General features: G+C 71.6%; 19 protein-coding genes, 2 tRNA genes and 1 pseudogene. 12 read left to right on the plus strand and 10 right to left on the minus strand.

Features of this window, described 5'->3' with window-relative positions; genetic code table 11:
• Positions 1–161: 161 nt before the first annotated feature.
• The 6 genes from P0R35_RS04005 to P0R35_RS04030 all read left to right on the plus strand — a co-directional run bounded on the left by P0R35_RS04005 (position 162) and on the right by P0R35_RS04030 (position 10313).
• Positions 162–2276: a PrkA family serine protein kinase gene (locus P0R35_RS04005; protein ID WP_284013935.1), complete on the plus strand. Its 2115-nt coding sequence runs from the start codon at positions 162–164 to the stop codon at positions 2274–2276.
• Between the two features lies 1 nt (position 2277).
• Positions 2278–4563 carry a PrkA family serine protein kinase gene (locus P0R35_RS04010; protein WP_284013936.1) on the plus strand — a complete coding sequence of 762 codons (2286 nt, stop codon included), beginning with the start codon at positions 2278–2280 and terminating at the stop codon, positions 4561–4563.
• A complete protein-coding gene (locus P0R35_RS04015; RefSeq protein ID WP_284013937.1) occupies positions 4554–5882 on the plus strand; it encodes a DUF444 family protein in 1329 nt (442 codons plus the stop codon). The genes P0R35_RS04010 and P0R35_RS04015 overlap by 10 nt, the downstream gene beginning before the upstream one ends.
• Position 5883: 1 nt before the next feature.
• The gene (locus tag P0R35_RS04020) at positions 5884–7872 is read left to right on the plus strand and encodes a SpoVR family protein (protein ID WP_284013938.1); all 1989 of its coding nucleotides are present in this window, start codon (positions 5884–5886) and stop codon (positions 7870–7872) included.
• A gap of 99 nt (positions 7873–7971) precedes the next feature.
• The gene (locus P0R35_RS04025) at positions 7972–9426 is read left to right on the plus strand and encodes a DASH family cryptochrome (RefSeq protein WP_284013939.1); all 1455 of its coding nucleotides are present in this window, start codon (positions 7972–7974) and stop codon (positions 9424–9426) included.
• An 89-nt stretch (positions 9427–9515) separates the two neighbouring features.
• Positions 9516–10313, plus strand: coding sequence for an HpcH/HpaI aldolase family protein (locus P0R35_RS04030; protein WP_284013940.1), 798 nt, complete (start codon positions 9516–9518; stop codon positions 10311–10313).
• 40 nt (positions 10314–10353) lie between these two features.
• On the opposite strand, the gene P0R35_RS04035 is transcribed toward P0R35_RS04030, so the two are convergent.
• The 3 genes from P0R35_RS04035 to P0R35_RS04045 all read right to left on the minus strand — a co-directional run bounded on the left by P0R35_RS04035 (position 10354) and on the right by P0R35_RS04045 (position 12165).
• Positions 10354–10428: transfer RNA gene (locus P0R35_RS04035), tRNA-Glu, on the minus strand.
• A gap of 99 nt (positions 10429–10527) precedes the next feature.
• Positions 10528–11505, minus strand: coding sequence for a flap endonuclease-1 (gene fen / locus P0R35_RS04040; protein ID WP_284013941.1), 978 nt, complete (start codon positions 11503–11505; stop codon positions 10528–10530).
• A 69-nt stretch (positions 11506–11574) separates the two neighbouring features.
• The gene (locus P0R35_RS04045; protein WP_284013942.1) at positions 11575–12165 is read right to left on the minus strand and encodes a GNAT family N-acetyltransferase; all 591 of its coding nucleotides are present in this window, start codon (positions 12163–12165) and stop codon (positions 11575–11577) included.
• Positions 12166–12425: 260 nt separating this feature from the next.
• On the opposite strand from P0R35_RS04045, the pseudogene P0R35_RS16260 reads away from it, so the two are divergent.
• The 4 genes and pseudogenes from P0R35_RS16260 to P0R35_RS04060 form a co-directional block, all read left to right on the plus strand.
• Positions 12426–12584: pseudogene (locus tag P0R35_RS16260) on the plus strand (methyltransferase domain-containing protein); the annotation flags it as partial.
• A 65-nt stretch (positions 12585–12649) separates the two neighbouring features.
• The gene (locus P0R35_RS16265; protein ID WP_321170447.1) at positions 12650–12892 is read left to right on the plus strand and encodes a hypothetical protein; all 243 of its coding nucleotides are present in this window, start codon (positions 12650–12652) and stop codon (positions 12890–12892) included.
• Between the two features lie 24 nt (positions 12893–12916).
• Entirely contained in the window at positions 12917–13351 is a 435-nt protein-coding gene (locus tag P0R35_RS04055) for a DUF3054 domain-containing protein (RefSeq protein WP_284013943.1), read from the plus strand.
• Between the two features lie 10 nt (positions 13352–13361).
• Positions 13362–13952, plus strand: a complete 591-nt coding sequence (locus P0R35_RS04060; protein WP_284013944.1) for an SGNH/GDSL hydrolase family protein — start codon at positions 13362–13364, stop codon at positions 13950–13952.
• Positions 13953–13982: 30 nt separating this feature from the next.
• Here the strand turns inward: P0R35_RS04060 and P0R35_RS04065 are convergent.
• Positions 13983–14064: transfer RNA gene (locus tag P0R35_RS04065), tRNA-Ser, on the minus strand.
• A gap of 240 nt (positions 14065–14304) precedes the next feature.
• Positions 14305–15051, minus strand: coding sequence for a hypothetical protein (locus tag P0R35_RS04070; RefSeq protein WP_284013945.1), 747 nt, complete (start codon positions 15049–15051; stop codon positions 14305–14307).
• 60 nt (positions 15052–15111) lie between these two features.
• Between P0R35_RS04070 and P0R35_RS04075 the strand changes: the two genes are divergently transcribed.
• Entirely contained in the window at positions 15112–15330 is a 219-nt protein-coding gene (locus P0R35_RS04075) for a hypothetical protein (RefSeq protein ID WP_284013946.1), read from the plus strand.
• A 33-nt stretch (positions 15331–15363) separates the two neighbouring features.
• Here P0R35_RS04075 and P0R35_RS04080 read toward each other — a convergent pair whose 3' ends face one another.
• From P0R35_RS04080 to P0R35_RS04095, 4 genes are all read right to left on the minus strand, one after another.
• Positions 15364–15960 (minus strand): uracil-DNA glycosylase, encoded by a 597-nt coding sequence (locus P0R35_RS04080; RefSeq protein ID WP_284014693.1) that lies wholly within the window; start codon positions 15958–15960, stop codon positions 15364–15366.
• Between the two features lie 180 nt (positions 15961–16140).
• Positions 16141–18027 carry a formate/nitrite transporter family protein gene (locus P0R35_RS04085; protein ID WP_284013947.1) on the minus strand — a complete coding sequence of 629 codons (1887 nt, stop codon included), beginning with the start codon at positions 18025–18027 and terminating at the stop codon, positions 16141–16143.
• A gap of 99 nt (positions 18028–18126) precedes the next feature.
• On the minus strand, positions 18127–20001 hold the full coding sequence (gene gatE / locus P0R35_RS04090; RefSeq protein ID WP_284013948.1) for a Glu-tRNA(Gln) amidotransferase subunit GatE: 1875 nt from the start codon (positions 19999–20001) through the stop codon (positions 18127–18129).
• A gap of 90 nt (positions 20002–20091) precedes the next feature.
• Positions 20092–20259: an HVO_2901 family zinc finger protein gene (locus P0R35_RS04095; protein WP_276236569.1), complete on the minus strand. Its 168-nt coding sequence runs from the start codon at positions 20257–20259 to the stop codon at positions 20092–20094.
• Between the two features lie 513 nt (positions 20260–20772).
• On the opposite strand from P0R35_RS04095, the gene P0R35_RS04100 reads away from it, so the two are divergent.
• On the plus strand, positions 20773–21366 hold the full coding sequence (locus P0R35_RS04100) for a winged helix-turn-helix transcriptional regulator (protein ID WP_284013949.1): 594 nt from the start codon (positions 20773–20775) through the stop codon (positions 21364–21366).
• Between the two features lie 27 nt (positions 21367–21393).
• On the opposite strand, the gene P0R35_RS04105 is transcribed toward P0R35_RS04100, so the two are convergent.
• Positions 21394–22809, minus strand: coding sequence for a class II fumarate hydratase (locus P0R35_RS04105; protein ID WP_284013950.1), 1416 nt, complete (start codon positions 22807–22809; stop codon positions 21394–21396).
• Between the last annotated feature and the right edge of the window lie 56 nt (positions 22810–22865).

Consider the following 22865-nt stretch of genomic DNA (forward strand, 5'->3'; position numbering starts at 1 on the left):
GGAGACGACGCCCACGCCGGTCGCGCAGCGGTTGTGTGGTATGGTAAGACATGACGGTTCCGCGGCTGCCGAGAGGCGCGCCGACGGGGCGGGCGTCCGCACGCCTCCCGGGAGCCCACGAGCGGCACCGTCGCGGTCGTCCCCGCAGACGTGGCCCACACATGAGCGACCAGACAGAGAACGCGGATCATACCGCACCAGGGGAGGTGGCGAGCACGCACACGCTCGCGGAACTGAGCGAGAAGTACCGGCGGTCGGTCCCCGAGGACCTCCGGGAGGCGAAGCCCTTCGCGTGGTACCTCGAGGAGGTGGTGGCGGACCCGCGCGTCGCGCGCAACGCCCACCAGCGCGTCGCCGACATGTTCGACCACTACGGGACGCGCTACGACGAGGACGCCGGCGTCGTCGAGTACCTGCTCGCCTCGGAGGACCCGCTCCACGACGGCGAGAACACGTTCTACGGCCGGGAGGTCCACGAGTCCATCCACGAGTTCGTGAACAAGGTGAAGTCCGGGGCGCGCGGCCTCGGGCCCGAGAAGCGGATCAAACTGCTGCTCGGGCCGGTGGGGTCGGGCAAGAGCCACTTCGACTGGCTCGTCCGGCGCTACTTCGAGGACTACACGCGCTCCGACGCGGGCCGGATGTACACGTTCCGGTGGACGGACCTGTGCTCGGTGATCGAGGACCAGGACCCCGCCGACGACACCGTCCGGTCGGCGATGAACCAGGACCCGCTCGTGTTGCTCCCGCAGGAGCAGCGCGACGAGGTGATAGCGGCGATGAACGAGGCGCTCGACGCGCCGTACACGATCCGCAACGAGCAGAGCCTCGACCCGGCGTCGGGCTTCTACATGGACGAACTGCTCGCCCACTACGAGGACGACCTCCAGCAGGTGCTGGAGAACCACGTCGAGGTCGTGCGGCTCGTCGCCGACGAGAACCAGCGCCGCTGCATCGAGACGTTCGAGCCGAAGGACAAGAAGAACCAAGACGAGACGGAGCTGACGGGCGACGTCAACTACTCGAAGCTCGCGGTGTACGGCGAGAACGACCCCCGCGCGTTCGACTACGCGGGGGCGTTCTGCAACGCCAACCGCGGCATCTTCTCCGGCGAGGAGCTGCTGAAGCTCCAGCGGGAGTTCCTGTACGACTTCCTCCACGCCAGTCAAGAGCAGACGATCAAGCCGCGCAACAACCCCCGCATCGACATCGACCAGGTGATCGTCGGCCGGACGAACATGCCCGAGTACCGGGACAAGAAGGGCGACGAGAAGATGGAGGCGTTCAACGACCGCACCAAGCGGATCGACTACCCGTACGTCCTCGAGTACGAGCAGGAGGCGGAGATCTACCGGAAGATGCTCCGCAACGCCGACGTGCCCGACATCCACATCGAGCCCCACGCCATGGAGATGGCGGGGCTGTTCGGCGTGCTCACCCGGCTGGAGGAGCCCACCGACGAGTCGGTGTCGCTCATCCAGAAGGTGAAGGCGTACAACGGCGAGATCGACGAGACCGACGAGATCGACGAGCGCAAACTCCGCGAGAACGGCGACCAGGTCGCCGACATCGCCGAGGGGATGGAGGGCGTCTCCGCCCGCTTCGTCGGCGACGAGATCGCCGAGGCGATCATGGACTCCAGGCACCGCGGCCGGGGGTACCTCTCCCCGCTGGCGGTGTTCAAGCACTTCGAGAACAACCTCGAGAACCACGGCTCGATCCCCGAGGAGAAGCTCGACACGTACCACCGCTACCTCGAACTCGTCCGCGAGGAGTACAAGGAGCGCGCCATCGAGGACGTCCGCCACGCGCTCGCGTACGACCTCGACGAGATCCGCCGGCAGGGCGAGAAGTACATGGACCACGTGATGGCGTACATCGACGACACGACCGTCGAGGACGACCTCACGGGCCGCGAGCAGGAGCCCGACGAGACGTTCCTGCGCTCGGTCGAGGAGAAGCTGGAGGTGCCGGGCGACCGCAAGGACGACTTCCGCCAGGAGGTCGCCAACTGGGTCTCCCGGCGCGCCCGCGAGGGGTCGAGCTTCGACCCGCAGAACAACGACCGGCTCCGCCGCGCGCTGGAGCGCAAGCTGTGGGAGGACAAGAAACACAACATCAACTTCTCCGCGCTGGTGTCGGCCGGCGAGTTGGACGACGACGAGCGCTCGGCGTGGGTCGACGCCCTGACCGAGCAGGGCTACTCCGAGGACGGCGCCCGCGAGGTGCTGGAGTTCGCCGGCGCGGAGGTCGCCAAGAGCGAGCTCGAGGACTGAGATGACCGACTACCTCGCGCGCGCCGACGAAGCGCTGGAGGGGGCCTACGAGCCGCCCCGGTCGCTGGCGGAGTTCGTGGACCTGGCGTTCGAGCGCCCGGGCGTCGCCAGCCACGCCGCCAAGTACCTCCTGTCGGCCGTCGAGTCGATGGGCACCCGCACGGTCGTCGAGGAGGGCGTCGAGCGCGAGCGCTACCGCTTCTTCGACGACCCCGCCAACGACGGCGAACACGCGGTCCTCGGCAACACGGGCGTGCTCAACGCCTTCGTCGACGACCTCCGCACGGTCGCCGCCGGCCGCGGGAAAGAGGAGAAGATCCACTGGTTCGACGGCCCCACCGCCACGGGCAAGTCCGAGCTGAAGCGGTGTCTGATCAACGGCCTGCGGGCGTACTCGAAGACGGAGGCCGGGCGTCGCTACACCGTCGAGTGGAACATCGCCGCCCGCGACGAGGAGCGGGGGCTCAGCTACGCGGCCGAGGAGGACACCGACGACGACTGGTACGAGTCGCCGGTGCAGTCGAACCCGCTGTCGGTGTTCCCCGACGAGGTGCGCGACGAGTTGGTCGCGGCGCTCAACGAGACGCACGGCGACCACATCCCGGTCCGCGCGGAGTCGGACCTGGACCCGTTCAGCCGCGAGGCGTTCGACATCCTCGAGGAGCGCTACCGCCGCGCGGGCCGCCGGGACCTGTTCTCGGCGACGACCGACCGCCGGCACCTGCGCGTGAAGAACTACGTCGTCGACGTGGGCGCGGGCATCGGCGTCCTCCACGCGGAGGACGACGGCTCGCCGAAGGAGCGGCTCGTCGGCTCGTGGATGCCCGGGATGCTCCGGGAGCTCAACTCCCGGGGCCGCAAGGACCCGCGCGCGTTCAGCTACGACGGCGTGCTCTCGCAGGGGAACGGCCTCGTCACCGTCGTCGAGGACGCCAGCCAGCACGCGGACCTGCTGCGCAAGCTGTTGAACGTCCCCGACGAGAAGCGCGTGAAGCTCGACAAGGGGATCGGGATGGACCTGGACACGCAGTTGGTCGTCATCTCGAACCCGGATCTGGACGCGGAGTTGGAGCAGTTCGCCGACCGCAACGACCGCGACCCGCTGAAGGCGCTCAAGCGCCGGCTCGACCGCCACGAGTTCCGCTACCTCACCAGCGTCTCCCTGGAGACGGAGCTGATCCACCGGGAGCTGACCGACGAGACGACCGTGTGGGCCGACCTCGTCGACGCGCCCGACCCGGAGACGGAACACGAGCGCCTGCGCGAGCGGATGGCGCGCCCGCTGACGGTGCGGATGCGCGACGAGCGCGGGCGGATGCGCGACCGCGAACTCGCGCCCCACGCGCTGGAGGCGGCGGCGACGTACGCCGTCGTCACCCGGCTCGACGCCGAGGACCTCCCCAACTCGGTGGGGCTCGTCGACAAGGCGCTGCTGTTCGACCGCGGGTTCGTCCGCGACGGCGAGGAGCGCGTCGCCGCCGACGAGTACGAGTTCGACGGCGAGGACGGCCGCCACGGCATCCCGGTCACGTACACCCGCGACACGATCGCCGACCTGCTCCACGACGAGACCGACCGCGTCCACCCCGAGTTGCGCGTCGAGGACGTGCTCACGCCCGAGGACGTGCTCCACGCGATGGCCGAGGGGCTGGCGACGGCGCCGGTGTTCTCGCGCGCGGAGATCGCCGAGTACGAGAGCCGGCTGGCGACGGTGAAGGCCCACGTGTTCGACCTCCAGGAGGCGGACGTGCTCGACGCCGTGCTCGCGGACAAGGGCGTCGCCGAGGAGACCGTCGAGGAGTACGTCGAACACGTGTTCGCGTGGGACGCCGACGAGCAGGTCGCCACCGACCGCGGCGCGGTCGACCCCGACCCGCTGTTGATGAAGGTGTTCGAGACGGAGCACCTCGGCCGGTTCGACGCCGACGACTACGCGGGCAACGAGCCCGAAGAGGCCGTCGAGACGTTCCGCCGCGACACCGTGATCACGGCGCTGAACCGCTACGCGTGGGAGCACCGCGACGAGGACTTCTCGGTGGCGGACGTCGACCTCTCGACGGTGCCCGTCATCCGGGCGGTGTTGGAGGCGCACTCGTGGGAGGACGTCCGCCGCATCTACGAGGACCTCGACCCCGGCCAGTGGGACGACCCGCCGGCCGACACCGAGACGGCGCGCGTGAAGGCGCGCACCATCGACCACATGACCACCGAACAGGGGTACAGCGAGGCGTCGGCCGAGCTTGCCAGCAGACACGTGATGCGCGAGGTGAAGGGCGGATGGGACTGAGGGAGGACCTCGAACGGTTCCGGGAGATCGGCGACCGGCGCCGCCCCGACCTGGCGGAGTTCATCCGCGAGGGCGACCTCTCGGGCTCCTCGCGCGACCGGGTCCGCATCCCGGTGAAGCTCGTCGACCTGCCGAGCTTCGAGTACAGCCAGCGCGACATGGGGGGCGTCGGCCAAGGACAGGGCGGCACGCCCCAGCCGGGCCAGCCCGTCGACGTGCCCGGCGACCCCGGGGACGCCGACGGCGACGGCGACGAGGACGGCGACCCCGGCGAGGAGGGCGGCGAGCACGACTACTACGAGATGGACCCCGAGGAGTTCGCCCAGGAGCTCGACGAGGAACTGGGGCTCGACCTCGAGCCGAAGGGCAAGCGCGTCGTCGAGGAGGTGGAGGGCGACTTCACCGAGCTGACGCGGGCGGGGCCCAACTCCACGCTCGACTTCGAGCAGCTGTTCAAGCGCGGCCTCAAGCGCAAGCTCGCGACCGACTTCGACGAGGGGTACGTGCGCGAGGCGTGTCGCGTCGCCGGCGCCGACGCGCGCGACGTGTTCGAGTTCTGCCGCGCCGACAACGTGCTCGTCTCGTTGGCGTGGATCCGCGACGCGTACGACGAGCTGGCCGCCGAGGGGGTCGCGATGGACGAGTACGCCGACTTCGACGACTTCGCCGACCGCGTCGAGCGGGAGACGGTGAGCGCCCGGATCCGCCGGGACGGCCTGCGCGACGTGCCGTTCCGCCGCGAGGACGAGCGCTACCGCCAGCCCGAGGTGATCGAGAAGAAGCAGAAGAACGTCGTCGTCGTCAACATCCGCGACGTGTCCGGCTCGATGCGCAAGACGAAGCGCGAGCTCGTCGAGCGCACGTTCACGCCGCTGGACTGGTACCTCACCGGGAAGTACGACGAGGCGGAGTTCCGCTACGTCGCCCACGACGCCGACGCGTGGGAGGTCGAGCGCGGGGAGTTCTTCGGCATCCGCTCGGGCGGCGGCACCCGCATCTCCAGCGCGTACGCGCTGGCCGCGGAGATCCTCGAGGAGTACCCGTGGAGCGAGTGGAACCGCTACGTGTTCGCCGCCGGCGACTCCGAGAACTCCAGCAACGACACCGTCGAGAACGTCGTGCCGCTGATGCGCGAGATCCCGGCGAACCTCCACGCGTACGTGGAGACCCAGCCGGGCGGCAACACGATCAACGCCACCCACGCCGAGGAGGTGGAGCGCGAGTTGGCCGACCGCGACAACGTCGTGGTCGCCCGCGTCGCCGGGCCCGAGGACGTCCCCGACGCGATCCGGAAGATCCTCTCGACGGAGGGCACCTGACATGATCCACGACGACAGAGTCGCGACCCGGCGCGTCGCCGCCGGGCTGGAGGAGCCGGCCGAGAAGGCGAGGGAGCTCGCCGAGAAGCTGGGCCTCCGCCCGTACCCGGTGCGCTACTGGGTCGTGACACACGAGGAGATGAACCGACTCATCGCCTACGACGGGTTCCAGACGCGGTACCCGCACTGGCGGTGGGGGATGAAGTACGACCGCCAGCGCAAGCAGGACACGTTCGGGATGGGGAAGGCGTTCGAGATCGTCAACAACGACAACCCCTGCCACGCGTTCCTGCAGGAGTCGAACACGGACGCCGACCAGAAGGCCGTCATCACGCACGTCGAGGCGCACGCGGACTTCTTCCGCAACAACGAGTGGTTCGGCCGCTTCGCCGGCGACCGCGAGGAGCCGAACGCCGCCGCGATGCTGGAGCGCCACGCCGACGCCATCGCGAGCTACGTGGACGACCCCGAGGTCGACCGCGGCGACGTCGAGCGGCTGATCGACGCCGTGCTGTGCGTCGAGGACACCATCGACCAGCACCGGGCGCTGGCCGCCGAGCGCGGCGTCGAGGACGCCGACGCCGACCTCGTCGACATCGAGGAGCGCCTCGACCGCCTCGGTCTGTCGGCGGAGGTGCGCGACCAGGTGTTCGACGACGAGTGGATCGACGCCCAACGGGAGGGCGAACACCTCCCCGAGCCGCGCCTCGACGTGGTGCGGTACCTCCGCGAGCACGGCAAGCGGTTCGACGCCGAGGAGGGGAAGGCCGTCGACCGCGAGCCGTGGATGGACGACGTGATCGAGCTGTTGCGCCGCGAGTCGTACTACTTCGCGCCCCAGAAGCTGACGAAGGTGATGAACGAGGGGTGGGCCAGCTACTGGGAGTCGCTGATGATGGGCGACGAGCGCTTCGCCGGCGACGACGAGTTCGTCACCTACGCCGACCACATGAGCCGCGTGCTCGGCTCGCCCGGGCTCAACCCCTACGCGCTGGGGCTCGCCATCTGGCAGTACGTCGAGAACACGGCGAACCGCCGGGAGGTCGTCGACAAGCTCCTGCGCGTCGAGGGCGTCACGTGGCGCACCCTCCACGACGTGGTCGACTTCGACGCGGTCGCGGACCTGCTGGAGCCGGACCCGGCGATCGCCGGGCTCACCGCCGACACCCTCGAGCACCTCGACCCCGAGGACCCGCGCGTCGACGCCGACGCGCTCGAGCGGGCGCTGGTCGGCGACCTCGACGCCGACGCGTACCCGTGGGCGGTGCTCACCTACGAGGGGCTGTGCGAGCGGCACTTCTCGCTGTCGAAGCCCGCCAACCGCGGCTTCCTCCAGCGCGTGGGGCGTTCGGAGCTGGAGCGGCTCGCCCGGTACATGTTCGACGACGAGGTGTACCCCGACGTGGAGACGGCGCTGGCGGACGTCGACTACGGCGCCGGCTGGGAGCGCATGCGCGAGGTGCGCGAGAGCCACAACGACGTGACGTTCATCGACGAGTTCCTCACCGAGGAGTTCGTCGTCGAGGGGAACTACTTCACCTACGAGTACTCCCACGCGGCCGGCGGCTACCGCGTCGCCAGCGTCGACCCCGACGACGTGAAGAAGAAGCTCCTGTTGCGGTTCACCAACTTCGGGAAACCCACCATCGCGGTGTACGACGGCAACTACGACAACCGCGGCGAACTCCTGCTCGGCCACCGGTACAACGGCGTCGCGCTCGACCTCCCGAAGGCGACGAAGACGCTGGAGCGGGTGTTCGAGCTGTGGGGGCGCCCGGTGAACCTCGCGACGGTCGTCACCGAGTACGACGACCACGAGCTGGAGGTCGCGCGCCGGCGCGGCCGCGAGCCCCGCGGCGAGGAGGCGGCGATCCGCCTGCGCTACGACGGCGACCAGGTGGAACGCCACGAACTGGAGCCGGCGTTGGCCGACCGGATCGCGGCCGCCGACGCCGACTACGACACCAAGCCCGACGAGTGGCTGGCCTGAGCCGGCGCCGCCGGCCCGCGTCCGGCCGTCCGGTACGGCCGGCGGGTTGTCGTCCCGACGGCGAACGCGTTGAAGTCCGTCCCGGCCGTAGCCGGGACGATGGCCGACGACACGGCGGTAGTCTGGTTCAGACGCGACCTGCGGGTCCACGACAACGAGGCGTTGCTGGAGGCGTGTGACGCCGACGCGGTGCTCCCGGTGTACGCGTTCGACCCCCGCGAGTACGGCGAACGCGAGTTCGGCGGCCGGAGCTCCTTCCGCTTCGAGAAGACCGGCGCCCACCGCACCCGCTTCCGCCGCGAGGCGGTCGCCGACCTCCGCGAGCGCCTGCGCGAGCGCGGGTCGGACCTCGTGGTCCGCCACGAGCGCCCGGAGGTGGTCGTCCCGGCGGTCGCGAAGGCGGTCGACGCCGACGTCGTGCACTTCCAGACGCTCCCGACGGCCGAGGAGGCCGGCGTCGAGAACGCCGTCCGGAACCGGCTCCGCGGGCTCGGCGTCACCCCCGCTCGCCACTGGACGCACACGCTGTACCACCTGAACGACCTCCCCGTCGAGTACACCGACATCTCCGACACCTACACCAGTTTCCGCGAGACCGTCGAGAACGATGCGAAGGTCCGGGAGCCGCTCCCCGACCCGACCCTGCCGGGGGCACCGGTCGACGCCGTCGGCGCCGGCTCGATCCCGTCGAACGCGGATCTGGGCGTCGACGACACCGACCACGACGACCGCGGGGCGGTCGGCTTCGAGGGGGGCGAGTCGGCGGGACTGGACCGCCTCGACCGCTACCTGTTCGAGGAGGACCGCCTGCGCGAGTACAAACAGACGCGCAACGGCCTGCTGGGGCAGGGGTTCTCCTCGAAGCTGTCGGCGTGGCTCAACGAGGGCTGTCTGTCGCCGCGGCGGGTTCGCCGCGAGGTGAAGCGCTACGAGCGCGAGCGGGTCGCGAACGACTCGACGTACTGGCTCCTGTTCGAGTTGATCTGGCGTGACTTCTTCCAGTTCCAGTTCGCCAAGCACGGCACCGACTTCTTCGGGCGGGGCGGCATCCGCGGCCGCGACGACATCCACTGGCGCGAGGACGACGAGCAGTTCGAGCGCTGGGCCGCCGGCGAGACCGGCATCCCGTTCGTCGACGCGGCGATGCGGGAGCTGAACGCGACGGGCTACCAGAGCAACCGCGCGCGCCAGAACGCCGCCTCGTTCCTCGCGAACAACCTCCGGCTCGACTGGCGCCGCGGGGCGGCGTACTTCGAGACGCAGTTGGTCGACTACGACCCCGCGTCGAACTACGGCAACTGGGCGTACATCGCGGGCGTCGGCAACGACAACCGCGACCGCTACTTCGACATCCTCAAACAGGCGTCGAAGTACGACGGCGCGGGCGAGTACGTGAACCACTGGCTCCCGGAGCTGTCGGAGGTCCCGCCCGGCAAGGTGCACGAGCCGTGGGAGCTGACCGAGGCCGAGCAGGCCGAGTACGGCGTGCAGTTGGGGATGGACTACCCGGAGCCGATGATCGATCTGGAGGAGAGCTACCGGAAGCTCCGGTGACAGCCCGCCCCACTCCGGCGCCGCTGGCAGTTCACCGGTCGGCGGGAGTCGTGACCGGGGTTTAGCGCCCCCGGCGACGACGCGGGCGTATGGCCACGACAACCGCCCCGCGGACGATCCGGGAGCGCATCGACGACGACGCCGTCGCCCTCGGCGTGCTCGACACGACGTACAGCCCGACCCTCGTGGAGTTGTTCGGCGACCTCGGTCTGGACTTCGTGTGGATCGACCTCGAACACGGCGGCCCGAGTCCCGACGGCCCCCACCTCGAACACCTCCTCCGCGCGGCCGAACGCACGGGGATCGACCTGCTCGTCCGGACACCCGACGCGCGGCCGGCGACCGTGCGGAAGTGCCTCGACCTCGGCGTTCGGTCGCTGTTCCTCCCGCGCATCGAGTCCGCCCACGAGGTCGCCCGGGCCGTGCGGTCGGCGCGGTTCCGCGTCGACGGGGTCCCCGGGGACCGGGGGCTCGCCTCGCCGCGCGCGAGTCGGTGGGGGACCGTCGACGACTACGTCGCCCGCGAGGACCGCGAGACGCTGATCGGGACGACCGTCGAGACGCGCGCGGCGGTCGACGATCTCGACGCCATCCTCGACATTCCGGAGCTGGGGTTCGTGTTCGTCGGCCCGTTCGACCTCTCGGTGTCGTTGGGCCACCCCGGCGAACTCGACCACCCCGACGTGCGGGACGCCGTCGAGACGGTCGTGTCGAAGACGCTCGACGCCGGCGTGCCGCTCGGCGGCCTCGGCTTCGGGATGGACGACGTGAACGCGAAGGCGGACGCGGGCTACCGGATCCTCAACCTGGGGAGCACGACCGGCGTCCTGGCGGGCGCCGTGGACGACTGGGTCGACGCCTACGACGGCGAGCGGCGCACGACGTGACCGGTGGCGGTCGCTCGGCGACGGCGGTGTGCGACAGAAGTGCTCGGTATGGGATTTGAACCCATGTCGTCGGCTCGAAAGGCCAACATGATTGGCCGGACTACACCAACCGAGCGTACTCTCTGCTACCCCGCGGGACGTGTTAATCCCATCGGATCCGACCGATGGCGGGGCCCTCGGCGTGTGGCGGCCTCCCGTGCCGCGTGCGTGGCCGTCAGGTCCAGTCGTCCAACCCGGTCTGGGTGAGCGCGTCGCCGATGCGCTCGAAGCCGCGCGCCACCTCGTCGGGGTCGACCTCCCACTCGTCGACGACGTACGCGCGGGCGGCGTCCACGTCGGGCGTGATCCGCGTGTCGATGTCGTAGTCGTCGGTGACCGGCGGGGAGCGGAAGAACTCGCGGACGCGCTCGGCGTTGGGGATGTCGGCGTCGCGGGCGTCGAGGACGGCGAACAGGTCGCCGTGCTCCTTCACCGCCTTCAGGGCGGTCTTGGGGCCGATGCCGCGCACGCCCTCGTTGAAGTCCGTGCCGCACAGCATCGCCACGTCGACGAGCTGTTGTTGGGTGAGGTCGTGGTCCGCGAGCGTCCGCTCGAGGTCCATCAGCTCCGGGTCGCCCGAGGAGGTGAGCTGTCGCAGCGTGAGCGGCCCGCCGAACAGGATCGTGTCGTAGTCCTCGCTCCCCGTGTAGTCGGCGTCGCCGACGCGGTTCATGTAGGCGCACTGCGCTTCCCCCTCGGCGGGCGCCTCGACGACCGGCACGTCGAGCAGGCGCAACACCTCCCGGGAGGTCTCGTGGATCGTGTCCGTGAGCCGCTGGGTGCGCGCCTCGAGCCGGGCGGCCTCGACGGAGTCGCCGCGCTCCTCGGCCGCCTTCCGGCGCTGTTCGGCCTGCTCGCGGGCTTCGCGGCGCTTCGCCACCTCGTCGTCCTTGAGGTCGGTGACGCCGCCGTCGAACACGAACACGGGCGTCAGGTCGTGCTCGAAGAACTTCGGGAGCCCCTGCACGATGCCGATGAGGTTCGCGACCTCCTTCCCGTCGGCGGTCGTGTAGCGGTGTTCGCTGGTGAACTTCACCGTCGTCGTGAGGTAGCGGTACAGCCAGTTGTGCGCGTCCACCGCGACGACCCCGGAGACGTCGTCGAAGGAGACGTCCTCGATGTGCGCGATGTCACGGAGATCCGCGTTTCCCATCGTCGGTGTCTGGGTCCGGCGGCGTTTGAAGCTCCCGAGTCGAGTGCGCGGCCGGGCGTCGCCCGCGGCTCAGGCCGTCGGGTCGGCGTCGTCCACGGGCGGCGGGCCGCGCTCGCGCTTCTCGCGGACGAACGCGCGCTCCGCGTCGTCGAGGTCGTCGCGGTCGGCGATGGTGTCGAGCCCCGCGCGGTACGTCTCGGGGTCGACTCGCGCGGACTCGCTCGCGGGGCGCTCCAGCACCAACTCGGCGATCCCCGTCTCGCGACCCGTCCACGCGAACCCGACCTTGTGGAGCGCCTCGTAGCTGTAGGCGTTGTTGACGGCGATGCGGACGCGCTCGTACCCCCGCTCGGCGGCGCGGGCGACGACGAACGCACAGAGGCGCGGGCCGACACCCTCGCGGCGGCGCTCCCGGCGGACGCTCACGTAGCGGAGCCACAGCGCGTCGGGGTCGGTGCGGTCCTCGCTGAACGCGACGATGCCGACGGGCGCGACGTACTCGCGCTTCGGCTCGTCGGGGACCCGGAACCGCTGCCCGTCGTCGAGCGCGACGGCCTTGCCGGTGCTCGACATGGCGAACTTGCCGGCGTAGGCGTACGCGCGGTGGTCGAGGCGCACGAGGACGTCGTCCGCGGGCCACCCGAGCAGTCGGAACTCCACGCGTCGCCTTCGCGGCCGCGGGGCTTCAGCGCCACGGCTACGGTCGTGGGGCGCGTCGGGGCGTCCATGTTGGGTCACGGGGACGTGCGCTTCTTCGACCGGATCGCCCCGCTGTACGACGTGTTCATGCCGCCGGTCCGCGCCGAGGACCTCCGCGCGGGGCTCGCGTTCGCCCACCGCCCCGTCGAGCGCGTCGTCGACCTCGGCGGGGGACGGGGCGCGCGAGCCGCACCCTCGGCGAGCTCGGCGTCGAGGCGACCGTGTTCGACTACTCCGCGGGGATGCTCCGACGGGCGCGCGAGGCGGGGGTCGACGGCGTCCGCGCCGACGCCGCCCGGCTCCCGCTCCGCGACGGCGCCGTCGACGCCGTCGTCGTCACCGACGCGCTCCACCACTTCCCGGACGTCCCCGGCGCGCTCGCGGAGGCGGCCCGCGTGCTCGCGCCCGGCGGCGTCGTCGTCGTCCGGGAGTTCGACCCCGGACGGTGCGGGGCCGGGCGCTGGTCGCCGTCGAGGGGCTCGCCCGGATGGACTCGCGGTTCTTCGCCGACCGGGAGCTGGCCGACCTGCTCGTCGACGCCGGCCTGCGCGGCCACGTCGTCGACCCGGGGTTCGGCTACACGGTCGTCGGCGTGCAGGCGACCGGGGCGGGCGAGGCCGCGCCCGCGGCCGCCGGGCGCGCGACCGGGGACGCGGGCGGGGACGCCGACGCGGAACGGGGGCGTTAAGCCGGATCGGACGGACACCCCGGTATGGCAACGGACTCGGGTACGGACTCGTTCCTCGCGAACCGGGTCGACACGGCCGCTCTCCCGCTGGCGGTCGGCGACCTGCTCGTCATCGTCGCGTTCATCTACGCCGGCACGCTCCAGCACGGGACGGTGCCGTTCCCGCTGGCGGGGGTCGGCGACGTGGTCGCTCTGCTGGCGGTGGCGGCGCCGTTCCTCGTCGGCTGGGCGGTCGCCGCGCCGCTCGTGGGCGCGTACTCCGCGGGCGCCGCCGAGTCGGCGAAGGCGTCGGTCCCGCTGGCGGTGCGCTCGTGGGTCCCGGCGGCCGTCGTCGGGCTCCTCCTGCGCGCGACGCCGTACGTCGACGGCGGGGTCGCCCCGACGTTCGCCGGCGTCATCCTCGTCGTCGGCGCGGTGTCGCTCGGACTGTGGCGCTACGTCGCCGGCAACCTGTTCTGAGGCTCCCGCCGTGTTGCTCGTCGTCGGCGACAGCGTCCCGCTGGGCCACCGGAGCGACGCGCTCGCGTGGCCCCACCGCGTCCCCCCGCTGCTCGACGGCGACCGGGACGAGCCGGTGTCCGTCCACGCCCGGACGGGCGTCGCGCTCGCCGACCTCGCGGCCACCGTCGCCGACGCGGTCGCGCGCACCGCGAGCGAGCCCTCGCTGACCGTCCTCGTCCACGCCGGCCACAACGACGCCCAACTTCGCGAGGGGGCGCCGCGGGTCGACCCGGCCGCCTTCCGCGACGCCGCGGGCGCCCTCGACCGTCGCCTCGACGCCCACCCCGCCGTGGACCGCCACCTGTTCGTCGGGCTCGTCCCGTTGCTGCCGTCGGATCGGCCCGGAGCGGTCCCGTTCGCCGACGTCCAGCCGGCGCGCTCGCTCGCGTACGACGACCTGCTCGCGTGGACCGTCGCCGAGCACGTCCCGCTCGCCCGGCCGGTGTCGGCGTGGCGCGACCGGACCGTCGACGGCGTCCACCCGACCGGCGACGGCCACGGCTACGTGGCCGACCGGGTGGCGGCCGCGCTGCACGGGGACGGCCGAACCCTCGACTGACGGCCCGGCGGCTGCGGGTCGTGAAGCAGTCGGTGAGGCTGGGATTCGAACCCAGGAGGCTTGCGCCATCTGCTTTCAAGGCAGACGCAATAGGCCACTCTGCCACCTCACCACGTGCCGCAGTACCGCAGGCGCGGACTAAAGCGGTTCCCTTCGGTGCGCCCCCGCCGTCCGGGGACCCGAATCCAGAGGTGCCGACGGGCAGCCGTCGGTTAGCCGGCGGCGAACCGCGGCCGACGGGGAGGGGGCCGCCGTCGACCCCGAGCCGGAGTCGCCCGCACAGGTGGTGGGGGACGGCGGGCGCGACCTCCGCGGGGACGACGGTCGCCGGTAGCCGCCCGCCGCGGGCGGGTCAGCCGTCGAGGACGACCGCGCCGTCGCGGACGCGGAGGCCGCGGTCGTGGACGAACGTGGCGGTGTGCTCCGGCACGACCCGTTCGGCGGCGATCCGGGCCCACAACACGGGAAGGAGGTCGCGGAGGTCGGCGGCCGTCTCGACGCCGACGTGCAGCGGGAGGAAATCGACGGCGTGGCCGGCGTCGTTCGCACGGTCGACGAGCGTCTCCAGCTCGGGCCCCTCGAAGGCGTCCGCGTAGTCGACGGGCGCGGTGAAGCCCGCGTAGTAGGTGCGCCCGCGGGTCGACGGCCCGAGGACGGTCTGGTGTTGGCGCAGTTTCATCGCCGCCGAGTCGACCACCGGACGCGTGAGCAGCGGCGCCGTCCCGCGCGTCACGGCGACGGAGTCGACCCCCTCCTCGCGCAGCAGGTGCGTCGCGGTGTTGCCGGCCCGCGCGGAGAACGTCGACCCCACCTGCGGCTCGAAGCGCGCGTCGGTCACGTCCTCGAGCGCGTCGCCGGCGAGCGCGCGCAACTCGGCCTCGCTCGACGTGTCGTCGACGTGTTCGTCGGGGAGCAGGTCGTCGGGGCGGACGTTCACCAGCAGGTCGCCGCCGGAGCGCTCGACGGCGCGCATCGTGTCCTTCAGCGTCGCGGCGTACAACGCCGCCGCGTCGGCGGCCGACAGCGGCGTCGTCTCGACGAGGTCCGACAGTACGAGTCCGGGGCGCGGGGGGTCGGCGAGGACGGCGACGACGGTCATACCGGCCACTCGGCGGCCACGCCAAAGGGGTTTATCAAACGCCCCGCCCGAGGGGTCGGTATGCAGATCACGGCGACGCTCGTCCGCCTCGGTTCGATCGGTTCGGTGCTGGTCGCGGTCGCCGCGGTCGGCCTCCTGCTCGTCGGCGGGGTCGGCGCGGCGGGCGTGCCCGTCGTCGGCCTGCTCGCGACGGCGGCGTTCCTCGCGGTCGCGACCGTCGCCGCGGTCGCGTGGGGCCGCGGCGGGGCGCTCGCGCGGTGGGAGACGCGGTACTGGTAGGGGCCGCCGGCCGGCGCGGCGGGTCGCCGCCCGTCAGCGGCTCCGCCGCCCCTTCGTCTGGCGGTAGTCCCGCGAGAAGACGTTCTCCAGCACGTGCTCGACGAACGCGTCGGCGTCGGCGTCGGTGAGGTCGGCGAGGTCTCTCATCGGCAACAGCTCGAAGCCGCGGCCGCGCACGGTGGTGGCGTGCTCGGCGTCGGCGTCGAAGGAGTCGGGCGCGCGGGTGGTGTACTCGATGGCGAGCGCCTCCAGCGCCCGCTGGCCGACCGGGACGATCAACTCGGGGTTGATCATCCGCACCTCCGCCGTGAGGAAGGCGTCGCAGTGTAGCACCTCCTCGTCGCTCGGGGGGCGCTCGGGGTGGCGACAGCGCGTGAGGTAGGTGGTGAACACGTTCTGCAGGTCGGGCTCGGCGGCGTCGGGCGGGGAGCGCGACAGGCCCAACTCGCCGAGCACCCGCTGGATCCGCTCGCCCGCCGCGTCGCCCGTGAACGGGACGCCCGTGCGCTCGGCGCCGGCGCTCGGCGCCTCGCCGAGGACCACCACCTCGGCCTCGGCGTCGCCGTAGCCGTGGACCACTCGCTCGCGGCAGTCGACGAGCGCCGGACAGTGCTGGCAGTCGGTGTCCATCCCGTACGGGTTCGAGAGCTCCTCCTGGTGCGGCACTACCCGGTGTTCGGTGGCTGTGGGGGTTAACGATGTGGGTGGGCGCCCGCGGACCGGGAGCGGACCCGTGCGCGCCGGGCCATCCCGGTCGGGTGTGGGGACGAACGCCGCGACGCCGCGGTCGCCGCGGGCGCCGCGCCCGGGTCACTCCTCGGCGGGGTCGGCGGGGTCGCCGCGGTCGCCGGGTTCGGCGCGGATGGCGTCGTCGCCGTCGGCACGGTAGGCTCGCGCGGGCCGGCGGTCCCTGAGGGGCGGCCCGAACAGCCGCTGCCGGAGCGACCGGTCGGACGGGCGTTCGGCCAACAGGACCGAACACTCCACGTCGTTGACCACGTCGAGGTGTAGCGAGTCCCGGACGAGCCGCGAGAGCAGGCCCTGTTCGGTCGCGCCCATGAACAGCATCGTGCTGTCGGCGGCGGCGGCGGCGATCGCCGACTCCACGTCGCCGGACGCGACGGTGACCGACACGTCCGTCAGGTCGTGTTCGGCGGCCCAGTCGCGGAGGAACGCCCGGCCGGCCGGCTCGTCCGCCTCGTCGGCGACGACGTGGAGCAGTTCGACCTCCGCGTTCGCGACCGTCTGGAGCGCCCGCACCACCTCGGCGTTCAGGTCGGAGTCGGGCCCCCCGGCGGTCGGCAACAGGATCCGCGACGGGTCGAGGCCGCGGTCGTTGGCGATCAGGAAGTCACACGGCAGCCGGTTCGCGAGTTCGTCCAGCGCCCGCTCGGCGCGGGCCGACCCCCACAGCCCCTCCCGGTCCCAGTCCATCACGACGAGGTCCGGGCTGGTCCGGCGCGCGAGCGTGAACACCTCCTCGAACGAGCGCGGCGTGACGACGGTCGACGTCTCCAGGTGGACGTCGTGTCGGTCGCCGATCGCCCGCGCGTCCGCCAGGAGGCGGTTCGACTCGGCCCGGATGCGCGCCTGTTCGTCGTCGCCGGGGTCGGCGGACCACCGCCGCGGCGCCTGCACGACGTGGACGACGTGGACCTTCCCCTTCCGGTGGGCGCTCGCCAGCCGGCAGGCGAGTTCGACGACGCCCGACTCCGTCCGGGGGTTGCCGATCGGCACCATGACGCGGTACGCCTCCGGGTCGCGGACGATCTCCTCGACGGTGTCGATCACGGGGACGTACGACCGCCCGGCCAGCGGCCCGACCAGCCACTCCCGCGGCGACAGGCGGCGCACGTCGCTGAACCGCTCGATCTGCAGGCGCCGGTCGGACGTCTGGTAGTAGTTGACGACGGTCACCAGGACGACGCCGCCGAGCGTGTTGCCCAGCAACACCGGGAGGACGAACCCGCCCAGCGCGGGGACGGGGTTGACGCCGGCGGTCAACGCGAGGTACACGACCTCCGTGAACGACACCACGACGTGGTAGAGGTTCCCCATCGGGATCGCGAGGAACGCGAGGTAGACGACGAGCAGCCGCGAGGTGGTGTCCCGGACCGCGAAGTTGATCCAGACGACGCCGGCGACGATCAGGCCCGCGAACGCCGCCTTGACGAACAGCGCCGACGCGGGGGTGGCGATCCCCTTGCGCGCGAACTCCGCGGCCACCGACGCGGTCGCGGGGTCGAACACGCCGCCGTACGCCAGCGCGACCGCCCCGAGGCCGCCGCCGAGGAAGTTCCCCGCGAGCACGATCAGCCAGTGGCGCACCAGCGTCGGGACGGAGACGAGTCGCTCCAGCGTCAGCGCCACCGGCGGCAGCGTGTTCTCGGTGTACAGCTGGTAGCCGCCGACGATGATGTAGACGAACCCGAGCGGGTACAGCAGGACGCCGACGAACTTCGTGTCGGCCGTCGCCGTCACCGAGGCGTACAGCAGGAACGTCACCGTGATCGCGAACCCCGCAGCCAGCGCGCTGAAGAACAGTTCCCGCGTCCCGGACGTGACCTCGTGGTCGGCGTCGGCGACCACCCGCTGGTACACCTCGTCCGTCGAGAAGTGGTCGGCGAGCACCGCCTCGGCGCCGCCGTGCGCGGCGTGGCCGTCGTCGCGATCGGGGTCCGAACTGGTACCGGCCATGTCAGTGGTGGTTCTCCAGAGTGCGGAGACAAGTAGCTTCATACTCGCGGTCCCAGCGACGGCACGTCGCCGCGGACGCGCCGTCGGGGGGCGGCCGCCTCACGCCCGCTTTCGGATCTCCTCGCGGAGCACGTCGCTGACGACCTCGCCGTCGGCCTTCCCGCGCAGCGCGCCCATCGCCTCGCCCATCAGCCCGGAGAACGCGCCCATCCCCTCGGCCTCCACTTGGTCGGCGTTGCGCTCGACGACCTCGGCGACGGCCACGCGCACCTCCTCCTCGTCGACGCCCGAGAGGCCGGCCTCCTCCACGGCCGCTTCGGCCGACAGCGACGGGTCCTCCGCGAGCACGGTGAGCACGTCGTTGACGCCCTCCTTCGCCAACTCGCCCGACTCGACCAGCCCGAACACCTCGCGGAGGTGGTCGTCCGTCAGCCGCTCCACGGGCACGTCGTCGCGGCGCAGTTCCGTCAGCGTCGACTCCAGCGTCGTCGCCGCGAACGTGGGGGCGACGCCGTCGGCGACGACCGACTCGAACAGCGGCATCCGGCGGCCGTACGCGACCTGCTCGGCGAGGCCGGCGTCGAGCCCGTGCTCGGACCGGTAGCGGTCGACCTTCTCCGTGAGCAGTTCGGGGGTCTCCACGTCGCTGGGGTCCGGCTCGACCGGCGGCACGTCCGTCTCGGGGTACAGCCGCGCCGCGCCCGGCAGCGGCCGGAGGTAGCGCGTCGTCCCGTCGTCGTTCGCGCCGCGCGTCTCCTCGGGGACGCCGTCGACGGCGACGGCCGCGCGGTCGGCGGCCGCCTCGATCGCCGACGCGGCCGTCTCGGGGTCGTCGGCGACGAGCGCGACCGCGTCGCCGTCGGCGGCGTCGACGGCCGCGCGCAGCGCCGCGACCTCGTCGGCGGTGACGCCGTACGCCGGGAGCTCGTCCGTGTGGAAGATGCCGCCCGCCCCGTGGCGCTTGGCGTGGTCGGACAGTTCGGTGCCGAGGCGCCGGTCCGGCGCGATCTCCCGCCCGACGACGCCGTCGAAGCCCTCGAGCCGTACTGCGTGGACCTCGCCGCCCGAGTTCAGCGCCCCCGCGATGACGCCGGAGTCGGTGTCGGCGAACACGTCGGTCACGTCCGTCGGCTCGCCCACCGCGGCGTCGCGGTCGTCGAGGACGGCGGCGATGTCGACCAGTTCCTTCTGGCGGCGCACCTCCGTCTCGACGATCTCGTCGATCTGGTCGAGCGCCTGTACGCCCTTGATCTCGACGCGGGCGCCCTCGGCGATGGAGACGTTCACGTCCTGCCGGATCGTGCCGAGCCCGCGCTTCACCTTCCCCGTCGAGCGCAGGAGCATCCCGATGCGCTGGGCGGCCTCGCGGGCCTGCGCGGGCGTGGAGATGTCCGGCTTCGTGCCGATCTCGACCAGCGGGATGCCGAGGCGGTCCAGCGAGTAGCGCACGCCCTCGTCGGTCTCCGCGACGCGCTTGGCCGACTCCTCCTCGAGCATGAGGTCCTCGATGCCGACGGGGCCGTCGGACGTCTCGATCTCGCCCTCCTGTGCGAGCAGCGTCGAGCGCTGGAACCCGGAGGTGTTCGACCCGTCGATGACGATCTTGCGCATCACGTGCGCCTGGTCGACGACGGCCATGTCGAGCAGGTCGGCGATCTGCATCGCCACGTCGAGCGCCTCGCCGTCCATCTCGTGGGGCGGCTCGTCGTCCTCCTCGACGAGACACGTGGAGTCGTACGCGAGGTACTCGAACGTGCGGTCGACCTGCGACTCCTCCAGCGCGGCGTCGTCGATCTCGCCCAGCTCCGACTTCGTCGGGTGGAGGTAGCGGGTGATCGTCCGCGTCGACTCCTCGGGCTCGCGGAGCCGGGTCGGCGAGTCACAGAACAGCTTCGTCGCGGTGTCGAGTTGCTGGTGGATCTCCAGCCCCGCGACGAGGCCGAGGTCCTCGGGGTCGAACGACTGCTCGGTCATTGCGCGGACGTGCGGCGGCCGGGGAGAAAAAGGGTGTGAGTCGGGCGCGCCCCCACGACACCCCGTCGGCCGCCGTGTGTGGCCGAGCCGTCAGTCGACGCGCTTCAGGCCTTCGCCGATACCGGTCGCCTCGCAGTCCTCCTCGGGACACGTGTAGTGCCAGCCGTCTTCAGTCGCCTGTCCCTCGGGGAACTCCGCGCCGCATCGACGGCAGCGCAGGAGGTCTCGACCGGTCGCTCGCGCGGTGAGCTGAGGCATATCCGTCCCTTCGAGCGGGAGGAATTGAACGTACCGGTCTTTCACGGGGCGCAACGCCGCGAACACGGCCGATCGAACGTTCGAAGGCCGACCGGGCGGCGGGGCACGGATCGCGTCCCGCCGTCGGTCGGACAGCCCGGACAACGCAAGCGTTACCGCACGTTAGGTTTCGAACTAGCGGGGACCGACCACAGCGTGAACGTATTCGACCAGCAACACGACGCGAACGGTCGGTCCGCGGCCCGACGGAACGGACCCGACGCTGTCGCCCGATCACGCGAACTTACCTGTCGACGGAGCGGCAGTACGACCCCCGGGAGGTGTATGTCGTGTGCTAGCACATTCACACGCTCGCGGGACGGTGTGACGCGGGTTCGGGATCCGTGGTGTGGACGCCCCGGGCGAAGCGATCCGGCCTCGGCACCGCGGTATGCTTTGGTTGCTGTCGGGTAGCGTCCCGTTCGCCTTCGATCCCGGGGTAGGTTGAATACGCGCGGCGTCGACCGACGGACGATGCGCGACCTCGACGAGACGGACATGGAGATCCTGCGGATGCTCGCGGCGGACGGTCGCCGCTCCTACAGCGACATCGGCGAGGCGGTCGACCTGTCGGCCCCCGCGGTGTCGGACCGCGTCTCGCGACTGCGGGAGTCTGGCGTGATCCGCCGGTTCACCATCGACGTCGACCGGTCGACGCTGCGGGCGGGCACCCCCGTCCTCATCCGGTTCGCCGTGCCGCCCGGCGGCGCCGGCGAGGTCCGCGAGGCGCTGCGCGGGAGCGAGGCCGTCGAACACGTGTTCACGACCGCCGACAGCGACGTGGTGGCGTACGCCCGCGTGGAGGACGAGGCCGTCGGCGACTGGGTCGTCGCCGTCGTCGGGGTCGACGCCATCGAGGACTACGACGTCGACCTCGTGTCGGACGTGGACTGGACGCCGAGCGTCCGCGCGACGGAGTTCGCGCTCGAGTGTGCCGAGTGCGGCAACAGCGTCACGAGCGAGGGGGTCGCCGCCCGGGTCGGCGGCACCCTGTACCACTTCTGCTGTCCGACCTGTGAGGCGAGCTTCGCGGAGCGGTACGAACGGTTGGAGGAGGGGGCGACCTGATCGGGATCGGCGTCGGACCGGCGGCGCCTACTCCTCGCCGAGGATGCCGCGGTGGGTCATCGCCTCGGGGTCGAGCACCTCGTCGGCCTCGGCCTCCGTGAGGTACCCCTTCTCCAGCACGACCTCGCGGACGGTCTTCCCCTCCTTGAGCGCGGTCTTGGCGACCTCGCTGGCCTTGTCGTAGCCGATGGCGGGGTTGAGCGCCGTCGCCAGCGCCATCGACTGCTCGACGCGTTCGGCCGCGTACTCCTCGTTGGCCTCCAGCTTGGCGACGAAGCGCTCGCCGAACACCTCGCTGGCGTTCGCCAACAGCTCGGTCGACTGGAGGAAGTTGTGCGCCAGCACCGGCTTGTAGAGGTTGAGGTCGATCTGCCCCTCGGCGGCGCCCGCGGAGACGGCGGCGTCGTTGCCGACGACCTGCTTGTGGACCTGGTTCACCGCCTCCGCGACGACGGGGTTGATCTTCCCGGGCATGATCGACGAGCCGGGCTGGTTCTCGGGCTGTTCGATCTCGCCGAGGCCGTTGCGCGGGCCGGAGGCGAGCAGACGCAGGTCGTTGGCGATCTTGTTGAGACTCCCGGCGACGGTGCGGAGGGCGCCGTGGGCCTCCGACATCGCGTCGTGGGCCGCCTGCGCCTCGAAGTGGTTGTCCGCCTCGCGGAACTGGGTGTTCGTCTCCTCGGAGATGTACTCCGCGGCGAGTTCGGGGAACTCGGGGTCGGTGTTGAGGCCGGTCCCGACGGCGGTCCCGCCCAAGGCGAGCTCGCGGAGGTGGTAGCGCACGTCGCCGACGCGCTTGATCCCCTTCTGGATCTGGGCGCGATAGCCGCCGAACTCCTGACCGAGCCGGACGGGCGTCGCGTCCTGCAGGTGGGTGCGGCCGGTCTTGACGACGCCGTCGAACTCCGCCTCCTTCTGTTCGAGGGCCGCGTGGAGCTCCTCGAGGGCGGGCATGAGGTCCTTCTCGACGGCTTCCAGCGCGGCGACGTGCATCGCCGTCGGGATCACGTCGTTGCTGGACTGCCCGAAGTTGACGTGGTCGTTGGGGTGGATGACGCGGTCGCCGACCTCGGCGCCGGTGATCTCGGCGGCGCGGTTGGCGATCACCTCGTTGGCGTTCATGTTCGAGGAGGTGCCGGAGCCGGTCTGGAACACGTCGACCGGGAACTGGTCGTCGTGGTCGCCGGCGATGACCTCGTCGGCCGCCTCCACGATGGCGGCGGCGGTGTCCGCCTCGAGGTGACCGAGGTCGCGGTTGGCCTGCGCGGCCGCCTTCTTCACGACGCCGAGCGCGCGGACGAACCGGCGCCCGAAGGTGACCCCGCTGATGGGGAAGTTCTCGACGGCGCGCTGGGTCTGTGCGCCCCAGTAGGCGTCGGCGGGCACCTGCATGTCGCCGAGGCTGTCGGACTCGGTGCGGAACTCGTTGGTGTCCTCGCTCATGGCCGGCGAGTCGGGGGGCGTCGTCGTAAAAGCCACCGATACGCCCCTGTGTGGCC

It is taken from the genome of Halobaculum litoreum, from assembly GCF_030127125.1.
In the GTDB taxonomy this organism is placed as follows: Archaea; Halobacteriota; Halobacteria; order Halobacteriales; family Haloferacaceae; genus Halobaculum; species Halobaculum litoreum.

Bases quoted from the DNA above. Each gene is read 5' to 3' on its own strand.
- P0R35_RS04005 (WP_284013935.1), top strand. From the start codon at position 162: ATGAGCGACCAGACAGAGAACGCGGATCATACCGCACCAGGGGAGGTG.
- P0R35_RS04010 (WP_284013936.1), top strand. From the start codon at position 2,278: ATGACCGACTACCTCGCGCGCGCCGACGAAGCGCTGGAGGGGGCCTAC.
- P0R35_RS04015 (WP_284013937.1), top strand. From the start codon at position 4,554: ATGGGACTGAGGGAGGACCTCGAACGGTTCCGGGAGATCGGCGACCGG.
- P0R35_RS04020 (WP_284013938.1), top strand. From the start codon at position 5,884: ATGATCCACGACGACAGAGTCGCGACCCGGCGCGTCGCCGCCGGGCTG.
- P0R35_RS04025 (WP_284013939.1), top strand. From the start codon at position 7,972: ATGGCCGACGACACGGCGGTAGTCTGGTTCAGACGCGACCTGCGGGTC.
- P0R35_RS04030 (WP_284013940.1), top strand. From the start codon at position 9,516: ATGGCCACGACAACCGCCCCGCGGACGATCCGGGAGCGCATCGACGAC.
- fen (WP_284013941.1), bottom strand. From the start codon at position 11,505: ATGGGAAACGCGGATCTCCGTGACATCGCGCACATCGAGGACGTCTCC.
- P0R35_RS04055 (WP_284013943.1), top strand. From the start codon at position 12,917: ATGGCAACGGACTCGGGTACGGACTCGTTCCTCGCGAACCGGGTCGAC.
- P0R35_RS04070 (WP_284013945.1), bottom strand. From the start codon at position 15,051: ATGACCGTCGTCGCCGTCCTCGCCGACCCCCCGCGCCCCGGACTCGTA.
- P0R35_RS04075 (WP_284013946.1), top strand. From the start codon at position 15,112: ATGCAGATCACGGCGACGCTCGTCCGCCTCGGTTCGATCGGTTCGGTG.
- P0R35_RS04080 (WP_284014693.1), bottom strand. From the start codon at position 15,960: ATGGACACCGACTGCCAGCACTGTCCGGCGCTCGTCGACTGCCGCGAG.
- P0R35_RS04085 (WP_284013947.1), bottom strand. From the start codon at position 18,027: ATGGCCGGTACCAGTTCGGACCCCGATCGCGACGACGGCCACGCCGCG.
- gatE (WP_284013948.1), bottom strand. From the start codon at position 20,001: ATGACCGAGCAGTCGTTCGACCCCGAGGACCTCGGCCTCGTCGCGGGG.
- P0R35_RS04095 (WP_276236569.1), bottom strand. From the start codon at position 20,259: ATGCCTCAGCTCACCGCGCGAGCGACCGGTCGAGACCTCCTGCGCTGC.
- P0R35_RS04100 (WP_284013949.1), top strand. From the start codon at position 20,773: ATGCGCGACCTCGACGAGACGGACATGGAGATCCTGCGGATGCTCGCG.
- P0R35_RS04105 (WP_284013950.1), bottom strand. From the start codon at position 22,809: ATGAGCGAGGACACCAACGAGTTCCGCACCGAGTCCGACAGCCTCGGC.